Below are 16,324 nucleotides of genomic sequence, written 5' to 3'. Positions count from 1 at the left end.
GTCCAGCGAGCTTCCCGTGTCAGAGCTGCCTAATCCGAGGCCACGCCGAAAGCCCACCGGCCCCGAGCCAAGGTGTGCTTCTGAATGGCGGCAGCCGTCCCCGCTGCGCCTTCATCCTCGAGATCGCCCGCACGACCGCAACCAATCCGGCTCGCCGAACACCGACTCGTGAGGATCTACCTCTTCCCGGTGATCAGATATTCGACGTCTCGCCAGAATTTGTCGAACGATGGCGAGTTCTTCCTGGCCATGGCCAGATCGAACCGCGCCGTTAGACCGGTCTGATGCCTGACGGGGTTGTACGGCGTCCCATCGACACGATGCTTGGTAAGCCACCCCTTGCAATCGCGGGGCCGTTCGGGATCCGACGGCAGCTGAAGATCGATGGGAAGGCCCTGATGCCCCCGAAGGGAGACGGCGGATGCGAGAAACCACGCCTCGAACTCGCGGTTGGCAAGCACCACCGCGAGCGGGACATCCGGCCTGGCCCCCCGAGCGCGGTCCAGGAGTTCCGGCCCCAAGGCCGCCGGGCAGGCATCATCCGCATCGATCAGCACAAGAACGCCCGCGACATCGCGCGTCTTACGCACAACCTCGTCAACGACGGATTCGATCCCACCTGGCACGATCAGCTGATCGCGGCCCTTTCTCCGGCCCTGAGGAAAATCGGTCCAGACGTCGGGCGCGATCTCGGCCGCCAGCCTTCGAAGCAACTCGGGTACGGCTGCGACTTCGCCGAACCCTTCAACCACACTCGCGATGCGGAGGGGCTTCATGCTTGGCACACCTCACCTGGAGGAACCATCGGGCTCAGATAGCCCTGTCTGTGCAGCTCGCTGAGTTCCGAGGGGCGTTCTTCGAGGTAGCTTCGGGTATGGTCGTCCAACCCTCCGACCACGGTCGCGCTGTTCCTCATCTCGACAATGCGGAGATCATCCGGCGAAATATCCTCAGCGCTGAGAAGATCCGAGCTTTGAGTCGTTGCGATTACCTGTGTTCTGCTCGAGGCCTCACGCATTGCGGAGAAGAGCGCGACGACGTTCGACGGATGGATCGCGATCTCGGGCTCTTCGAGAGCTACCAGCCGGATGTCGCCGGTCAATGTGCCTGGTTGATGGAGGGCGGCGAGAACGCCGACGGCCCGGACAGTCCCCTCCGAGAGTTGCTCCCGTTCGAAGACCCGCACGTGCGGATCGCCGGCGTTCACCGCTCCGGCGTTGATGGCATCCCAGTACGGCAGGTGCGGATCGCCTGTCCAGAACCGGGCCGAAATCGTGGTGTAGTCACCCTGGTAGCGGGGGTCGACTCCGAGCGACGAAGGGACGATGGCTCGGAGATATTCATCCATCGACTGTTTGAACGACGGATGATCCGCCTGGAGTTGGGTGAGCACCTGGCCCAGATGCTCACCGCGTTCCCCGAGTGGCCGTTGACCGGCGCTGCTCTCATCAAGCTCGCGTAGCACATCCGTATCCAACTCGTAGAAGCGGAGGCCGACCATTGCCCGCAGCAGGCCAATAAATGGAGCAAGTCTGCCAACAACGGGCAGTAGGAGCTCTTCGGGGCTCAGAATGGCGCCTGTGATGCCTCCATACACCTCTCGGCGACGCTCACCCGTGAAGTCTGCGGTAAAGCTGTGGACGTCGCCGGAGTCGTGCAGCTCACAGCGTTCCTTGGTTACCAAATGGTTGAACTCGCCCTCGGGATCGGCCGCGACCTCGATCTCGTACCTTGCTGTATCTCCGTCTGAAAAGGCCAGTTCCAAAGCGATTGCGAATGAACCTGCAGATCCGCCTTCCGGAAAGCGCCGCAGGACGGAACGCAGCCCCCCTCGCTTGGCCAGCGCCCGTCGAGGAGAGTCCACCAAGGCGTCACAAACGAATTTGATCGCATCCAGCAGGTTGGACTTGCCGGCCGCGTTGAGTCCCACCAAGATCGTCAGCGGCCCGAAGTCCACCTCACAGGATCCGATCGACTTGTAGTCACGAACTCCAAGTCGAGCGACGAACGGTGGAGCACTCTGGTGGATGGAATCGCTCATGACACATCAATCCCTCGCCCACTCGCCGTGGACACATCGAACTGTCCGGTGACTGCAACCGCTTAACCGCTTGGCGCCGTTCGGCGAGCCTATCGTCCACAGAAAGTGATCACTCACCCTTGCCGACAGATCCGGCATCCGGCGCCTCATAGAGGAGATCATGACGTCCGCCGACCAGTCCTATGGCCACCGCCATGGGTGGTGGACGATCTTCTTGGTGGAACGGCCGTGGCAGACGACGATCAGGTGCTCCTCGACGGGCGCGTCGGGGTCGTCTTCATCCCACTCGAACGCAGGGGCGTAGACGCGCGTCCGGTAGCGGCGGTGATGGCCACGCACATGCGTCGTTGTCCACGCGGTGTTGGGCGACGACCTCAGACGGTGCGAACGCAGGCGCACTGGCATGCCGCGAGTGTGCCCTCCGCAGCCTCTACGGCTTCCCGTGTGGCGACTTCGGTCCTGGCGGAAGCGACCGCCACTGCGGCGCGGCCTCCTGTCTCGGCCTTCTCCTTGCGCGGCCAGACCGCCAGTGCTGTGACGGCTCCGATTGCCGCCAGGGCCGCCAGCACGGCCCAGGTGGTCGTGAAGCCCGCGTGGGTGGCGACCCATCCGGCGATGGGATAGGTGACCAGCCAGGCCAGGTGGGACAGCGAGAACTGGGCGGCGAAGACCTCGGGAATCGCGGTGGGATCGACCGCCCGGCGAAGCACCCGCCCGGTCGGCGTGATGATCAGCGCCATCCCGCCGCCGATCGCCACCCAGATCACCACGGTCGGCAGTGATGCGGCGACGCCCGCCGCGGACATCGTGACTGCCGCGCCGACCGCGAATATCAGCACGGCGGCACCGATCAGCATCACGAACCGGTCCGCCACCCGGTCCAGGACGCGCGGGAGGACGAGGGCCACCAGCAGCGTCCCCGTTCCGGACGCGGCGAGCACCCAGGCCACGTCGGATTGGGCTCCGCCGAGAACGTCGCGGACGTAGTTCACGGTGTTGACGACCACGATGGAGCCGACGGCGGCGACCACGAGGTTCAGTGCCATGACGCCGCGCAGACTCGGGGTGGCCGCGAAAGTGCGGATCCCCGCCACGGCCCGGTCCCAGGCGTTCGTGTGCGAGCTGGGGCGCGCGTTGGGGATGCGCGTGGACAGGACCAGCAGCGCGGACACGGCGAACCCGACGGAGGTGCCGAGGAACAGCAGGTTGAACGAGATGAAGGTGAGCGCCACAGCCGCGAGCACGGGGCTCAACAGGCTCTCCATGGTGTAGGCCACCTGCGATGCGGACAGGGCGCGGGTGTAGTCGGCTTCCTTGGTCACGATGTCGGGGATGACCGCCTGAAACGTCGGGGTGAATGCCGCTGACGCGGTCTGGAGAACCCCGATCAGGACGTAGATGTGCCACACCTCGGTGACGAACGGCAGCGCGATCACCACCAGAGCGCGCACCACGTCGAGGATCGTGAGAAACCAACGTCTGGGCAGCCGATCGACGTACGCGGCCGCGAGCGGTGCAACGATTACGTACGCGACCATCTTGATCGTCAGCGCGGTGGCGAGAACCGCACCGGCACGCGGACCTGCGAGCTCGTAGGCGAGCAGCCCCAGCGCGACGGTAGCCAAGCCGGCACCGAACAACGCGATGACTTGAGCGCTGAACAGCCGCCGGTAGTCGCGAATCGCGAACAATCCCATGTCCGTCTCCTCCCGGGCAACCGCAGTCACCGCCAAGCATCGAACTCATATACCCATAAGGGGTATCAACGTCAGAGGTTTTGTATACCGGCTGGGGGTATATGTCAAACGGCCGTGCACCCTGATCAACTAGGTTCAACCGTGAACTCTCTGCAGGGATGGAGGTTTATCCGTGGACCTGACCACGGCGTACACCGATGCCTGGTACCGGCAGCCCGACCCGGTGGAACGGGTGGGCGATCGTCGGCCGACGAACGAGCACTGGGTGATGATCGCGGCGGTGTGGTTGCTGGCGATGTGGTCGTCGCAACAGGTGCCCGGCTGGGCGTCCATTTTGGTGCCCGGAAGGACCAAGTCACGTGAGGATCGGCAGTGGCCGGAGCCGCCACCGCTACCGGAACTCGCGGACGCCGGCGACCTCCCGGCGATCACCGGCGCGACGGTGCTGACCAGCCGAGTGTCAACCGGCCCGGGCCAGCCCTACAGGACAGCTCGCGCCGATGAGGAGGTGGCGGCCGAACTGGCGACTTTGATCTCGGATGTGGTTGCGGTGCACGAGCAGCGCGAGGTAGCGCTGGTGCGATTCCTCGCCGGCCACTTGGCCGGCCCGTATTCCGACGTGCTCCGGCTGACCACGGGTGCCGAAAGTCCGAACGGGGTGAGCTCTCCGGAATCGCTGCACCTGCTGCACCGCGATACCCGGGGCAGCGCACTGCGTGTCTCCTTGACCCCGGCTCTGGAGATCCAGCGGCCGCCGGTTTTCGCCTCCGACGGCCCAGATGGCCCGCTGCGCACCCGGATCGCCTGCGTCATGACATTGCTGAGCGACCTGCTCTGGGTGAACAACAACAACCCGGTCGACTTCCGGTTCCGGATCGGCCGACTCGATCAAGATGAGAGCGACCGTGTTGCCGAGGCAGCCCGCTGGTGGGCCGAGAACCGCGAGGACGCGGATGAGTACGACGAGGAGGAGTTTCGCGCCATCTCAACGACCGATCTTCGTATCGGCTTCCGCAACGTGGCACGGCTGTTCCTGGAGGAGCTGTGGGACGGGGAGAACGGTATCGACGAGGTGCCGCAATTGCCGATCAACCACCTTGTATCGTTTCTGTGCGACGACCTGCTGGACCTCGTCCTGGCACGCATGAGTGACAACGCGCAGATCGTATGCTCAGGCTTCCTGCCGGTAACGTGGCCGCCCGAGGGCGAGGACGAGCAAACCACTGTGCTGCTGATCGCCGGTCACGAGGTCGCGGTCCTGGCAGTCGACCTCACCTGCTGAGGCCGACGAAGGCTGAAATCAGGCCGCGGATTCGGGCTGAGAAGGACTGATCGGCGCTGCCGAAAAGGACGAGACGGGTCCCGGCCGTCCCTGTCAGCATGCACAATTCGGAGACGATCCCACGGACCGAGCGGTTCCTCCCGGACCTGGTCAAAGAGGCCGAGGTAATCCCTGTCGCCCTGGACGCGGGCGTGCGCACTCCGGAAGTCGTCGCCTTCGATGACTCCTGTTCGGTGGTGGACATGCCCTACATGGTGCTTGCCCGAGCGCGAGGAGTCGATCTCGCCCGCTGGCTCACCGGCTGGTTCGACCGGCTCTCGGTGCTTCTCCCCACGGACCCGCCGTTGGTCCTGGTCCACGGCGACATCGCTCCGCAGAACCTGCTTTGAGCATCACGCAAGCACCCACCCCGGCCACGGCGATGCGCAGCGAAGGACGGAAGTCGACTCGTTCACCACAGGAACCGACACGAGCTTGGTCAAACCCAGGTTTGCGCCGAGTCCAAGCGGCACACCCGACATCACCCCGAGTCCCGAGGCTGAGGATCAAGGTAGCCTGCGGCCTGGAGGGTGAAAAGCTCGGCGTAGCGCCCTCCCGCGGACATCAGCTGGTCGTGCGTGCCGTGCTCAGCCACCCGGCCGCCATCGAGGACGTAAATGTGGTCGGCCATCCGTACGGTGGCGAAGCGGTGAGAGATGAGCAGCACCGTGCGCCCGGCCAACAGGGTGCGCAGTTGCTCGAAGAGCAGGTGTTCGGCCCGAGCGTCGAGGGTGGCGGTGGGCTCGTCCAGAATGATGAACGGGGCGTCCCGGAAGAAGGCGCGCGCCAGGGCGACACGCTGCCACTGCCCGCCGGAAAGGTCGATGCCGCCGGCGAACTCGGGTCCCAGCAGCGACTCATATCCCTGGGGCAGCGCGGCAAGGAGGTCGTGGGCACCGGCCGCCCTGGCCGCCTGCGTCACGGCGGCACGATCGTCGGCCCTCTCCCAGCGGCCCATCCCGACGTTGTCGGCGGCCGAGAGCAGGTAGCGCTGGAAGTCCTGGAACAGTACCGTGATCGAATGACGCAGCCGATCTGGATCGGCCGCGGTCACATCGACGTCGTCGTACAGGATCCGCCCGGCTTGCGGCCGATAGAGGTGCGACAGCAGTTTTGCCAAGGTGGTCTTCCCCGAGCCGTTCTCACCGACCAGGGCGACGACCTGGCCGGCGCCGATCTCCATGCTGACATTCCGCAGCACCGGGTGCCGGCCCGACGGGTAGCGGAAAGTCAGGTTCTCGACCCTGAGCCGCCGGAAGCCGACCGGCTCCGGACGTGCCTGCAGGGACGGCGGTGACATCGGAGCCTGCGGGGCCTTCCCGGGTTGCGGAAGCTTCGGCGGTGATGATCCGGGAGCCAACGCGACGAATCCCTGCAGATCCTGTAGGAACGGAGCCGCCTCGAAGAGCTGATCGGTGCCTGCGGCGGCGGTACGCAGCCGTACGCCGAGCAACAGGACCGCCGTGGCGGCGGCACCGGCGTCGGCGACGGCCATCCCACCGGTCACGGCCATTGCCAGCACCAGGCCCAGAACCGATCCCAGCGCGACGCCGCTGGTGAGGCGGGCCAGAATGGTGATCCGCAGCCGCCGCCGCGCGGTCACCCTGATCTCGGCCAGGCGCTCGTCGGTGCGCCGCTCCCACCGTGCTCGCAGGTAGCCGGCGAGGCCGAAGGCGCGGACCTCCTTCGCGGCACGGCGGGTGGTCAGGACGTCGAGCAGGTAGCTGCGTTCGCGTTCGGCGGGCGTAAACCGAAACAGCGCATCGAAGAGCACCCGTCCGCTCCTGAGGCTCGCGAACCACAGCGGCACCCCTGCCAGGAGGGTGGCCGGGACCAGCAGGGGCTCGATGGCGGCCAGGGCGAGCGCGATCCCCAGGGTGCTCATGACCGCGCTGGTCAGCGCGCCGAGCCCCTGGGTGAGCTGGTGCGGGCGGATCCGGGCGCTCATCGAGGCGCGTTCCAGCCGGTTGTGAAACTCGGGGCGCTCGAACTGCTCCAGCTCGATGGTGCAGGCGACGTCCAGGACGCGTCCCAGGGCGTAGCGGTTCAGCTGCTCGCTGAGGACGTCGTCGCGGGAGGTCGCCACGGCGGTGGCGAGGCCGATGACGCCGAGCAGGCCGAGGGTCAGCGCGCCCTGTAGCAGCATCCCGGCCAGTGACGATCCGGCTCCCGCCACCAGGAGCCTGTCCAGCAGGTCACGGCCACCGAGGATGGGCAACACCAGACCGAGTCCGCCAACCGCCTGCAGCGCTGTGATCAGGAGGAACTCACGGCGGGCCGCGGCCAAGGTGAGCTTGAGCGCGCCGCCCAGGAGCCGGGGGAGCCGCCGCATTTCGATCTGCGGCGGCTCCGTAAACTCGGCCGCGGTGACCGGCGAGAGCGCGGGATCGCTCATTCAGTAGCCGACCTGTTTCACCTCTCCGCGCTGGAAAGGCCCTCCCTCCATCAGGAGATCGGATATACAGTCGCTCATCGGTAGTCCCAGGTCATTCTGCATCCACATGAACTGGCCGGTGGGATTGGCCTCCAGGAAGACGTATTCACCATCCGGTGTGACGATGAAATCCAGTGCGCCATAGACGACCCCGAGTCCGTCCAACAACGCCTGTGTCTGCTTGACGATCTGCTCGGGAAGCGGCCGGTAGTCGCCGTAGTGCATTTGATCCTGCGAGGCCCGCCAGTCGACCTGGGTCGTCTCATGTCGCTGCGAGTCGATCGTCACGGGGAAATAGGTGTTCCCGATGACGGTGAGCCGCACCTCGTACGCCTTTTCGATGTATTCCTGGAACTGGCACATCGTGTGACGCACCCGGCCCAGGTGCTCTTGGATCTCATCACCGACCACGGTGGTGAGCAATCCGGACGGAAAGGCGCCGGGATAGTGGATCACACCTCCGCTCAAGGATTTGTAGACCAGTTTCCCTTCGTCGCCTTCCAGCACCCTGGCGACCTCGTCCGGGTCGTTGGTCAGCAGTGTCCGGGGAACCCGCATTCCGAACTTCTTCGCCATCGCGAGTTGGTACGGCTTGAGATCGGCGACCGCGTCGATATCGGGACGGTTGATCCACAGGCAGTCGGTCGCGCGGAGGATCCCGCCGACGCCGTGCAGCGCCTCGTAGCGGGCGAACTGCCGCTCAGGCTCCCCCATCTCGTCACCGAACTCGAACGCGGTGGGCCGGCGGTACCAGACGCCGGACATCGCGCTGAGGTCGAGTTCGGAGTCGCGGTGTCTGAGCACCTGCCGCCCGCCCCCGAAGTCGGAGGTGGTGAAGCTGAGCTTCTGTGGAAAGTAGCTGGTGTCGACTCGGACGACCCTTGCCCCTTTTGACTTCAGGCTCCGGACGACCGGGTCGACGGTGGGATCGAAGTCCTGCGTGAGTATCAGGACCTCAGGTGATCGTGCGGCCATGTCTCAGGCGCAGATGTCGTCGAGGGTCTTGTCGAACGGCGGGGTGTAATTCGTCTGGGTGTACGAGCTGTATCCGGCCGTGATGTCCCCCTCCGGGGCAACCCAAGTCTGGGATTCGGGATCGTAGTGACCGGCCTGGGGGGCAGGGCCGTCGACCCAGGCCGGATTCCACGGCTCGGCGTAGGCGTAGGCGAACGGCCGCTCGTCGCCCTCAGGTCCCGGTATCAATGACGGGTCGAAGTTGGCATGGTCCGGTGACAGGAAGGGACGGCTGGTACGGAGCGGGGGCGGGGTGATGACGTTGGACATGAGCCACCTTTTCGTATCTCGCACCGACTACGGGGATTTCTTTCCTGATGTGGTTGGTTCGGTGATCCCAGTGAGCCCTGACACCTCGCCGGAGAAGGACCAGACCAGATGGGTCGCGTCGTAATGGCCGGCGGCCATCCTCAGTTCGTTTTCCGGCTCGAATTCGGAGCCGATTTCGTACAGATACGCGAGCGGTGCCGCAGGGCTCACCTTGCAGCGCGCACGCGACCGCGTCGGCTTGGCAGGGACGACGAGATAGCCGCCGTGCAACTCTGGACGGTCGAACCGTAGAAACGTCGGCCAGCGATACGGTTCAGCTCCGCGTCGGATCGCGCCTCCCGAAGATCACTGATCTTTCCTGACAGGAAGATGACACGGATATGTATGCCTGTCAATGCCCATCAGGTCTTCCGGGTGGGTATGCGAGGGTTTCAGTCCCGCTCGGGATCAGTGAGCTGGCTCATGCCGCTCGCTCCACACTCGCCCGCGGGGTCGCGCAATCATTGCGAGCATGGGATGCGGATGTGCGTGGCCGCCCACTCCGGGCCGAAGCCGGCCATTCCGTGGCGCACGGCGCGGGCCAAGCGGTTGGAAGGTCTGAGAAGGGCAGCACCGCCGAAAAGGCTGCGACGGGTCCCGGCCGTCCGTGTCAGCATGCACGATCATGCGGGAATACGAGACGAGTGACGAAACGCTGGCTGTCATCGCCGGTCGGCACGGGACCTCCGCCGAGCAGGTGCGGCCGCTTCCCCCTGGGGTGGCCAACCGTGTCTTCCTGCTCGGAGACGATCTGGTCCTGCGTATCCCCCGGACCGAGCGCTTCCTCCCGGACCTGGTCAAGGAGGCCGAGGTAATCCCTGTCGCCCTGGACGCGGGCGTGCGCACTCCGGAAGTCGTCGCCTTCGACGACTCCTTTTCGGTGGTGGACGTGCCCTACATGGTGCTTGCCCGAACACGGGGAGTCGATCTCGCCAGCCTCGAACCACCTACCACGGACCTGGTCTTCCGCCAGGTGGGGCGAGAGCTGGCCAAGCTGCACCGGCTCTCCCCCGCCACCGCACCAGCCCTTCCCGCCGTTCCCGTGGAGGACGGCGCCGCAGATCCCTGGACGCTCACCAACCGCCTTTCCAAGGAAGGCTGGATCGACGCCGCGACCGCCCGCTGGCTCACCGGCTGGTTCGACCGGCTCTCGGCGCATCTCCCCACGGACCCGCCGTTGGTCCTGGTCCACGGCGACATCGCTCCGCAGAACCTGCTCGTCTCCCCGCGGACGGCTCAGCTCAAGGGGATCGTGGACTGGGGCGACGCCCAATGGGACGACCCCGCCGTCGACTTCGCCAAGATGCCCCTCACCGACATCCCCGCCATGCTCGACGGCTACCGTCAGGAAACCGGCCAGGACACACCGGCCTGGGAAGCTCGCGTGTTGTGGTTCCACCTCACCTGGGCCCTCGGACGCCTGGCCGATCCCGTTCCGCGCCCGGGCGAACGCCACTGGACCGCCCCTCCAGCCAGCCGGCTTCTGGGGCTGCTCCGCTTCTTCGCCGCATCTCCACCCGCCCCCTGGGACGATTTGGCCTGACCCTACGGCCGCGGTGCCGACAATCCAATGTGCCTGCCGGTGTGCCTTCGACGATGAGTTCGCGGATGAACTCTGCGAACTCATCGTCGCCGCGATCTCAACCGTCCTGCTGCCCCGCTTTCGGGGCGGCGCTCGAGATCAACTCAATGTGGGTTTTGGGTGCTCGTTCTGCCCCCCGCAGGATCAATGCAGGGTGTCGGCGACCTTGATCATGCTGTGTTCGATGACGAACCTCTGGTTGTACAAGAAGGTATCCGCGGCGTTCGCGCACTGCCAGATCTTGGCGCCGTCGCCGTTGTTGCGGGTGTTGCCGATGTCCAGGCACATTGGCCTGCTGGTGCCGAGGGTGTCGGCGACCCTGATCTGGCCGTGTTCGATGACGAACTTCTGGTTGACCAGGTAGGCATCCGCGGCCTTCGCGCACTGCCAGATCTTGGCGCCGTCGCCGTTGTTGCGGGTGTTGCCGATGTCCAGGCACATTGGCCTGCTGGTGCCGAGGGTGTTGGCGACCTTGATCTGACCCCCGTCGATGGCGAACTTCTGGTTGACCACGAAGGCATCCCCGGGAACCGCGCACTGCCAGATCTTGGCGGCGTCGCCGTTGTTGCGGGTGGCGCCGATGTCCAGACACATGGTCGGTGCGGCGGCATACGCGATACCCGGCGGCAGGATCAGCGGCGCGGCCGCTGCTGTGAGTACGGTGCCAAGCGCCAGGCCGGCCCCCTTCACCACCGTGCGAAGTGCCGCGATTCGGTTCATGCGCAACACGAGCTACCTCCCTTTCCATCTCGAAGTGATGACAGAAAGGGATATTCAGTGATGTGGCCCGCGCATTCCCCATCCGCCACGCTGCCCTCGACTTGATCAACTCCAATCCGAGCACAAGGCTTGACATGATCCGACCCGGCTTTACCGGGCGTCGACAGCCGGATCACCGTGCTGCGCCGAGCCGGCGTAAGGCTTTTCACGCCGGCGGGCAAGGGGCGGCCACGCACGTCTGGGGGCGCCGCCGAGGTGATCGGTAGCGCCCCCACGTGCTCGCCGGTCGGATTGCGTTCGTTGTAGCCGTCAGCAGGTGTCGGCTCCGTCGAAGGTGCGGGGGCCTCGCGCCACCTTGGAGGAGATGGTCTGCCCTGGGTCGACGGTGTGGCAGGCGCCGTCGGTTCCGCGCGCCCACTTGATCTTCAACCGAAGCCGGCGGCCGCAGTCGTTTCGGGCGTAGCCGGTCTTGGTGATTGTTCCGGTGTTCTGCCAGACGGCCACGCACGAGGGTGCGTTTCCTGCTGGGGCTGCGGCCACGGCCGGGCCGGCGGTGGCCAGCAGGCATGCGGTGGCGAAGAGGGCGGTTGTGAGAAGACGCACGGGAGTCCTTCCTGGATGGGATACGTCGCCCTCCGATTAGTAATCGATCGATCACGTTCAGTCAACATGTCGGCGTCCCAGCCGTGCTGCGCCCCACAGGCGGGCGGCCACGACCGTGAGGCCCGCGGCCGCGGCCGTCACCAGCCAGAGCATGAACGTCGGGTAGAGGTAGGCGAGCTGGATCCAGCCGGCGTCACGGCCGCGCGCCAGCACGCGATGGATCGGGACGATTGTCACGCACAACAGGAGCGGGACCAGGTACGGCGCCAGCCGCCACAGCCGCCGTCCGGTGCCGCGCGTGACCCACTGCCGAGCACGTGCGGTGCCCCGCGCCGCGAGTCCGATGGTCACCAGGGTCAGCACCGCGAAGAGCGCGTCGGTGAGGAGCATGGACTGCGTGGAGGGCGGCTGCGGGGTGCCGCCTTCGATGATGGCGACGATGCCGGCCATGAGGGCGTGCGCGTCGGCGAAGGCCATCCCGGTGTTGGCCATGACGGCGATGCCGTAGCCGGAGTCCGGCATCAGCAACTGGTGCGCGGTGGAGGTGAACAGGTCTCCGCCGTGCTCGATCACGGGGGTGCCGCGTTCGGTCCTGTCGATCTGCCAGCCGAGGGCGTACTCCTCGTTCGGCTTCGACGGGGTGCGCATTTCCTTGACAGCCTCCGGGGGCAGGAGGCCGGTGTTCTGGGCGATCAGCCATCTGGCCATGTCGTCGGCGGTGCTGAGGACCCCGCCCGAGCCGTTTCCGAACCCGGCGGGCTCCGGCAGGGGGACGGCCCGGCCAAGGACGTACAGGTGGCCGCGGGCGCTGCCGGGCAGGTCGCGATCGGTGTCGATGGTCGTGCTGCGGCTCATGCCGAGGGGCTTGAACACGTGCGCGTCGAGGAAGGCCGCGAACGGCCGGCCGCTGACCACTTCGACGAGCCGCGCGGCGACCTGGTAGTTGGTGTTGTGGTAGCTGAAGGCGGTCCCGGGATCCGTGGCGAGTTTCGCCGTCCTGAGCCGGGCCACGGCGCCTTGGAGCGTTTCCGGCTGAGGCAGGCTCTTTTCGTGGAAGGTCGAGTCGGCCATGCCCGAGGTCTGGTCGAGCAGTTGCCGTACGGTGATCTTCGCTGCCCGGGGGTCGGCCATCGTGAACTCGGGCAGGTAGCGGCGCACCGGCTGGTCGAGGGCGACCTTGCCCTGCTCGGCCAGCCGCATGACGGCCAGGGCGGTGAAGGACTTGCTGACCGAGGCCACCGCCATGGGGGTGTCGGCTGTGACGGGCTCGCCGGTGGCGGTCTGGCCGTATCCGGCGGCGTGGATTACCTTGTCGCCTTTCGTGACCACCACCGCGACGCCCGGCAGGCCCGTGGCCGTGCGGTACTCCTCGACGTAGGCGTCAACCGACGTGGAGACCGAGGCCGGGGTGCCGGGGGCCAGGGCGAGACAGATTGCGGCAAGAGTCATTCTGAGCACCTGCCGAAGCTAGTGACGCCCCTCACCTCCGCACCATTGTGCGAATCCTCCGCGTTTGTTACGGGAAACCGCTATGAACGCGCAGGCCGATTATTGGATTGATCCACTTTTTGGGCTGCTTGTACTGTGACGCCAGGCATCGGGGAGGGGGAATCATGCACGTGCGCTATCCACGTACTCCTCATCTGCCCTGGTCTCCCGGTGCGACGCCGGACGACGTGCGCGCTGGCGACCTGTCCGGGCTGCGGGGCCGCGAGGTGGTCGTCACGGAGAAGCTCGACGGCGAGAACACCACGCTGTACGCGGACGGCATGCACGCGCGCTCTCTCGACTCGGCTCACCATCCCTCCAGGGCGTGGGTCAAGGGCCTGCAGGGACGGATCGGCCGGCGGATTCCGGCCGGTTGGCGGGTGTGCGGGGAGAACGTGTTCGCGCGGCACTCCGTCCCCTATGAGGAGCTGGAGAGCTGGTTCTACGGGTTCTCGGTCTGGGACGGCGAGCGCTGCCTGGACTGGGATCGTACGGTCGCCTTCCTGCGCGGGCTGGGGGTTCCCGCGCCGCCGGTGTTGTGGCGGGGCGTCTTCGACGAGCGGACGCTACGCGGGCTGAGGCTGGACACGGAGCGGCAGGAGGGCTACGTCGTCCGGACCGTCGAAGGGTTCGGGTGGGAGGAGTTCGCCGGGCGGGTGGCCAAGTGGGTGCGCCGGGAGCACGTGCGGACCTCCACGCACTGGATGCACGCCACCGTCGTGCCGAACGGCCTGGGCCCGGCCGCGGCGCTGTGGTCGGTACGTTCGGGAGCCGACGCCGACGTGGCCGCCCTGCTGGACGCGGTCGGCGTCAAGGATCCGGCGGGAACCGAGCCGACCGTGGCCGAGGTCGCGGGCGGGCTCGACGCGATCGGCCGGTACGGGGACGCCCGGCTGGCGGGTGTCCTGGCCGCCGCGCTGCACGAGAGGCCACGGGCTTGGCTGGCGGCCGGATTGGCGGGCCCGCTGGGGATGCCGCTGGCGCGGCGCGTCGCGGACCTGGTCGGATTGCACGCCGGCCTGCACCGGCCCTTTCCCGACGAGGTCCGGCGGGCCGGGCTGATCCGTATGGCGTTCGCCGCCGATCTGGGCGTGTTGCACGCTGTCGCGGCGGCCGTGCCCGCCGGCCGTGCGGACGACGAGGCGGGCGAGCAGGTCGCCTGGTCGGCGCTGCACGCCGAGGACGCGGGACTGCTCGGGCCTGAGCCGCTGGAGCCGCTGCGGGCCGGGCTGCGCGACGCGCTCGCCGGGCTCGGCGCGGACGTGGCCGACCGTTGCTGGGCGGAGACGCGGGAGGTTTGCGCCAAGGGGCGGATCGTCACAGTCGAGGAGGCCGTGGCGGCGACCTGGCGGTGGCGGTCGGGGCGTTTTCCCCGGCTGGTGCACCTGGTGGGTCTGTCGGGCAGCGGGAAGAGCACGTTCGCGGCGGGCCTGCCCGGGATCGGCGCGCGCCTGTCGCTGGACGACCTGCGCGAGGCCCGAGGGTCGCGGGCGGACCAGCGGGACAACCGGCAGGTGCTCGGCGAGGGCCTGGACCGGCTCGACGCCGCGCTGGCCGGCGGCGGGAGCGTGGTGTGGGACGCGACGTCGCTCAACTCGCATCAGCGCTCTCACGTGCACGCCGTTGCGCGCCGCCGCGACGCGCTGACGACACACGCGGTCGTGCTGGTGGAGGAGGACGAGCTGCGCCGGCGCAACGGCCGGCGCGCCGACCCGGTGCCGCAGAACGTGCTCACCGCGCAGGCGCGCAGGTTCGTCCCGCCGTATCCCGGCCAGGCGCATCGCACCTGGTACGTCGGCGCGTCAGGCACGGTCGAAGACGTGGACGGGGCGCAGGCGTGATGCGTACCAGTGAGGAGATCTACCACCGGATCCGCTGGGACCCGCGCTTCGATCCGTCGCGTTTCGTCCTGGGCGTCGGCCAGCGGGACGCCGCTCCCAAGCGGATCCCTCTGCCCGCCTTCGCCCCGGGCGGCGACGTCCCCTGGCACCGGGTGCTGTTCGTCGAGGCGGACGGGGTGCTGGTGTGGGATCGCGCCACCAGGCTGGATCTGGTGGACACGTGCGATGCCGGCCGGGCGCGGGACCCGCGTCTCCTGCGGGCGCCGTTCTTCACGGCAAGGACGCCGCATGCCTGGGACGCGGCCGGTGGCTGGCGGCCGGGTTCGAGGCCGGCGACGCCCTCGGCGGACGTCCTGCGGTTCCTGACGTGGAACACGCTGTGGAACCGCTACGACAGCGAGCTCATCGACACCGCCAGGCGCCGTCCCCTGCTGCTGGCGGCGCTGGAGGAGGCCGACGCGGACGTCATCGCGCTACAGGAGGTCGAGCCCGCGCTGCTGGAGATGTTGCTGACGGCTGCGTGGGTGCGCGCCCGCTACACCGTCGGCACCGACCCCGGCGGCGCCGACGTCGACGACAGCGGCCTGCTGCTGCTCTCCCGGCTGCCCGTGCGGGAGGCGGCCTGGCACGAACTCGGCCCGCACAAGGCTGTGGCCGCCATCGCGATCGACACGGCCGGCGGTCCCCTCGTGGCCGCCGTCACCCACCTGACCAGCGACCACACCGGTGACGGCGCGGCCCGGCGGGCCGAGCTGGACCGGATCGCCGAGGGACTGGCCGGCGTCGAGGGCGACCTGGTGCTGCTGGGCGACTTCAACGACGGCACCGATGCGCCCGCGACGGTGCTCGGTCTTCGGGACGCCTGGACGCAGGCGCACGGGGCCGACCAGACCCCCACGTCGACCCTCGGGCCAACCCGTTGGCCGCGCTGTCCTCTCTGTCCGGGCGGGCCTCGCGGCTGGACCGGATCCTGGTGCGGGGCGGGCCTCGGGTGGTCACGGCGGCCCTGCTCGGGGACACACCCACGTCCGATGGGCTGTACGTCTCCGACCACTACGGCGTGGAGGCGGTCCTCGACGTCACGGCGGACGGCCCGGACCTCGATGTGGCGCCGACCGCGCGGACGGCGGACGTGCACGCCTGGCCGCGCCCGTTCGGGACGGGCCCGCTCTCGGCGACGTACGCCATCGGCCTGGGCCGCACACCGCCCACCGCCGCCCGGCTCGCCGAGATCACCCGCGGCTGGGCCAGAGGCCTGACCGGGGTCACGCTGG

Annotated in this window: 16 protein-coding genes; 5 read left to right on the top strand and 11 right to left on the bottom strand. The window is 67.6% G+C overall.

The window, feature by feature from the left end; all coding sequences use genetic code 11:
- Positions 1–176 precede the first annotated feature (176 nt).
- The 4 genes from ACFOY2_RS21890 to ACFOY2_RS21875 all read right to left on the bottom strand — a co-directional run bounded on the left by ACFOY2_RS21890 (position 177) and on the right by ACFOY2_RS21875 (position 3,738).
- Positions 177–776 carry a DUF4276 family protein gene (locus ACFOY2_RS21890; protein ID WP_379529913.1) on the bottom strand — a complete coding sequence of 200 codons (600 nt, stop codon included), beginning with the start codon at positions 774–776 and terminating at the stop codon, positions 177–179.
- The gene (locus tag ACFOY2_RS21885) at positions 773–2,041 is read right to left on the bottom strand and encodes an AAA family ATPase (protein ID WP_379529912.1); all 1,269 of its coding nucleotides are present in this window, start codon (positions 2,039–2,041) and stop codon (positions 773–775) included. Before ACFOY2_RS21885 ends, ACFOY2_RS21890 begins: the two co-directional genes overlap by 4 nt.
- 180 nt (positions 2,042–2,221) lie before the next feature.
- Positions 2,222–2,380, bottom strand: coding sequence for a hypothetical protein (locus ACFOY2_RS21880; RefSeq protein WP_379529911.1), 159 nt, complete (start codon positions 2,378–2,380; stop codon positions 2,222–2,224).
- Between the two features lie 35 nt (positions 2,381–2,415).
- Positions 2,416–3,738 carry an MFS transporter gene (locus ACFOY2_RS21875; RefSeq protein WP_379529910.1) on the bottom strand — a complete coding sequence of 441 codons (1,323 nt, stop codon included), beginning with the start codon at positions 3,736–3,738 and terminating at the stop codon, positions 2,416–2,418.
- A 172-nt stretch (positions 3,739–3,910) separates the two neighbouring features.
- Between ACFOY2_RS21875 and ACFOY2_RS21870 the strand changes: the two genes are divergently transcribed.
- Complete coding sequence (locus ACFOY2_RS21870; protein WP_379529909.1) at positions 3,911–5,020, top strand: hypothetical protein; 1,110 nt, start codon at positions 3,911–3,913, stop codon at positions 5,018–5,020.
- A 98-nt stretch (positions 5,021–5,118) separates the two neighbouring features.
- Entirely contained in the window at positions 5,119–5,409 is a 291-nt protein-coding gene (locus ACFOY2_RS21865) for a hypothetical protein (RefSeq protein ID WP_379529908.1), read from the top strand.
- Positions 5,410–5,540: 131 nt separating this feature from the next.
- Here ACFOY2_RS21865 and ACFOY2_RS21860 read toward each other — a convergent pair whose 3' ends face one another.
- The 4 genes from ACFOY2_RS21860 to ACFOY2_RS21845 are packed head-to-tail and all read right to left on the bottom strand — an operon-like array spanning position 5,541 to position 9,047.
- Entirely contained in the window at positions 5,541–7,454 is a 1,914-nt protein-coding gene (locus ACFOY2_RS21860) for an ABC transporter ATP-binding protein (RefSeq protein WP_379529907.1), read from the bottom strand.
- The gene (locus ACFOY2_RS21855) at positions 7,455–8,468 is read right to left on the bottom strand and encodes an MvdC/MvdD family ATP grasp protein (RefSeq protein ID WP_379529906.1); all 1,014 of its coding nucleotides are present in this window, start codon (positions 8,466–8,468) and stop codon (positions 7,455–7,457) included.
- A 3-nt stretch (positions 8,469–8,471) separates the two neighbouring features.
- A complete protein-coding gene (locus ACFOY2_RS21850; RefSeq protein ID WP_379529905.1) occupies positions 8,472–8,777 on the bottom strand; it encodes a hypothetical protein in 306 nt (101 codons plus the stop codon).
- 27 nt (positions 8,778–8,804) lie between these two features.
- Positions 8,805–9,047: a hypothetical protein gene (locus ACFOY2_RS21845; protein WP_379529904.1), complete on the bottom strand. Its 243-nt coding sequence runs from the start codon at positions 9,045–9,047 to the stop codon at positions 8,805–8,807.
- A 394-nt stretch (positions 9,048–9,441) separates the two neighbouring features.
- Between ACFOY2_RS21845 and ACFOY2_RS21840 the strand changes: the two genes are divergently transcribed.
- A complete protein-coding gene (locus ACFOY2_RS21840; protein ID WP_379529903.1) occupies positions 9,442–10,359 on the top strand; it encodes a phosphotransferase family protein in 918 nt (305 codons plus the stop codon).
- 183 nt (positions 10,360–10,542) lie between these two features.
- Here the strand turns inward: ACFOY2_RS21840 and ACFOY2_RS21835 are convergent, their stop codons facing one another.
- From ACFOY2_RS21835 to ACFOY2_RS21825, 3 genes are all read right to left on the bottom strand, one after another.
- Complete coding sequence (locus ACFOY2_RS21835; RefSeq protein ID WP_379529944.1) at positions 10,543–11,118, bottom strand: ricin-type beta-trefoil lectin domain protein; 576 nt, start codon at positions 11,116–11,118, stop codon at positions 10,543–10,545.
- A gap of 309 nt (positions 11,119–11,427) precedes the next feature.
- Positions 11,428–11,721 carry a hypothetical protein gene (locus ACFOY2_RS21830; protein ID WP_379529902.1) on the bottom strand — a complete coding sequence of 98 codons (294 nt, stop codon included), beginning with the start codon at positions 11,719–11,721 and terminating at the stop codon, positions 11,428–11,430.
- Positions 11,722–11,778: 57 nt separating this feature from the next.
- Complete coding sequence (locus ACFOY2_RS21825) at positions 11,779–13,170, bottom strand: serine hydrolase domain-containing protein (protein WP_379529901.1); 1,392 nt, start codon at positions 13,168–13,170, stop codon at positions 11,779–11,781.
- Positions 13,171–13,334: 164 nt separating this feature from the next.
- Between ACFOY2_RS21825 and ACFOY2_RS21820 the strand changes: the two genes are divergently transcribed.
- Together ACFOY2_RS21820 and ACFOY2_RS21815 are read left to right on the top strand one after the other, a co-directional pair.
- Complete coding sequence (locus tag ACFOY2_RS21820) at positions 13,335–15,050, top strand: RNA ligase family protein (protein WP_379529900.1); 1,716 nt, start codon at positions 13,335–13,337, stop codon at positions 15,048–15,050.
- A complete protein-coding gene (locus ACFOY2_RS21815) occupies positions 15,050–16,309 on the top strand; it encodes an RNA repair domain-containing protein (RefSeq protein WP_379529943.1) in 1,260 nt (419 codons plus the stop codon). The genes ACFOY2_RS21820 and ACFOY2_RS21815 overlap by 1 nt, the downstream gene beginning before the upstream one ends.
- Positions 16,310–16,324 lie beyond the last annotated feature (15 nt).

It is taken from the genome of Nonomuraea purpurea (assembly GCF_042650645.1).
Lineage (GTDB): Bacteria > Actinomycetota > Actinomycetes > Streptosporangiales > Streptosporangiaceae > Nonomuraea > Nonomuraea purpurea.
This window is presented reverse-complemented; position numbering and strand designations above follow the sequence as displayed.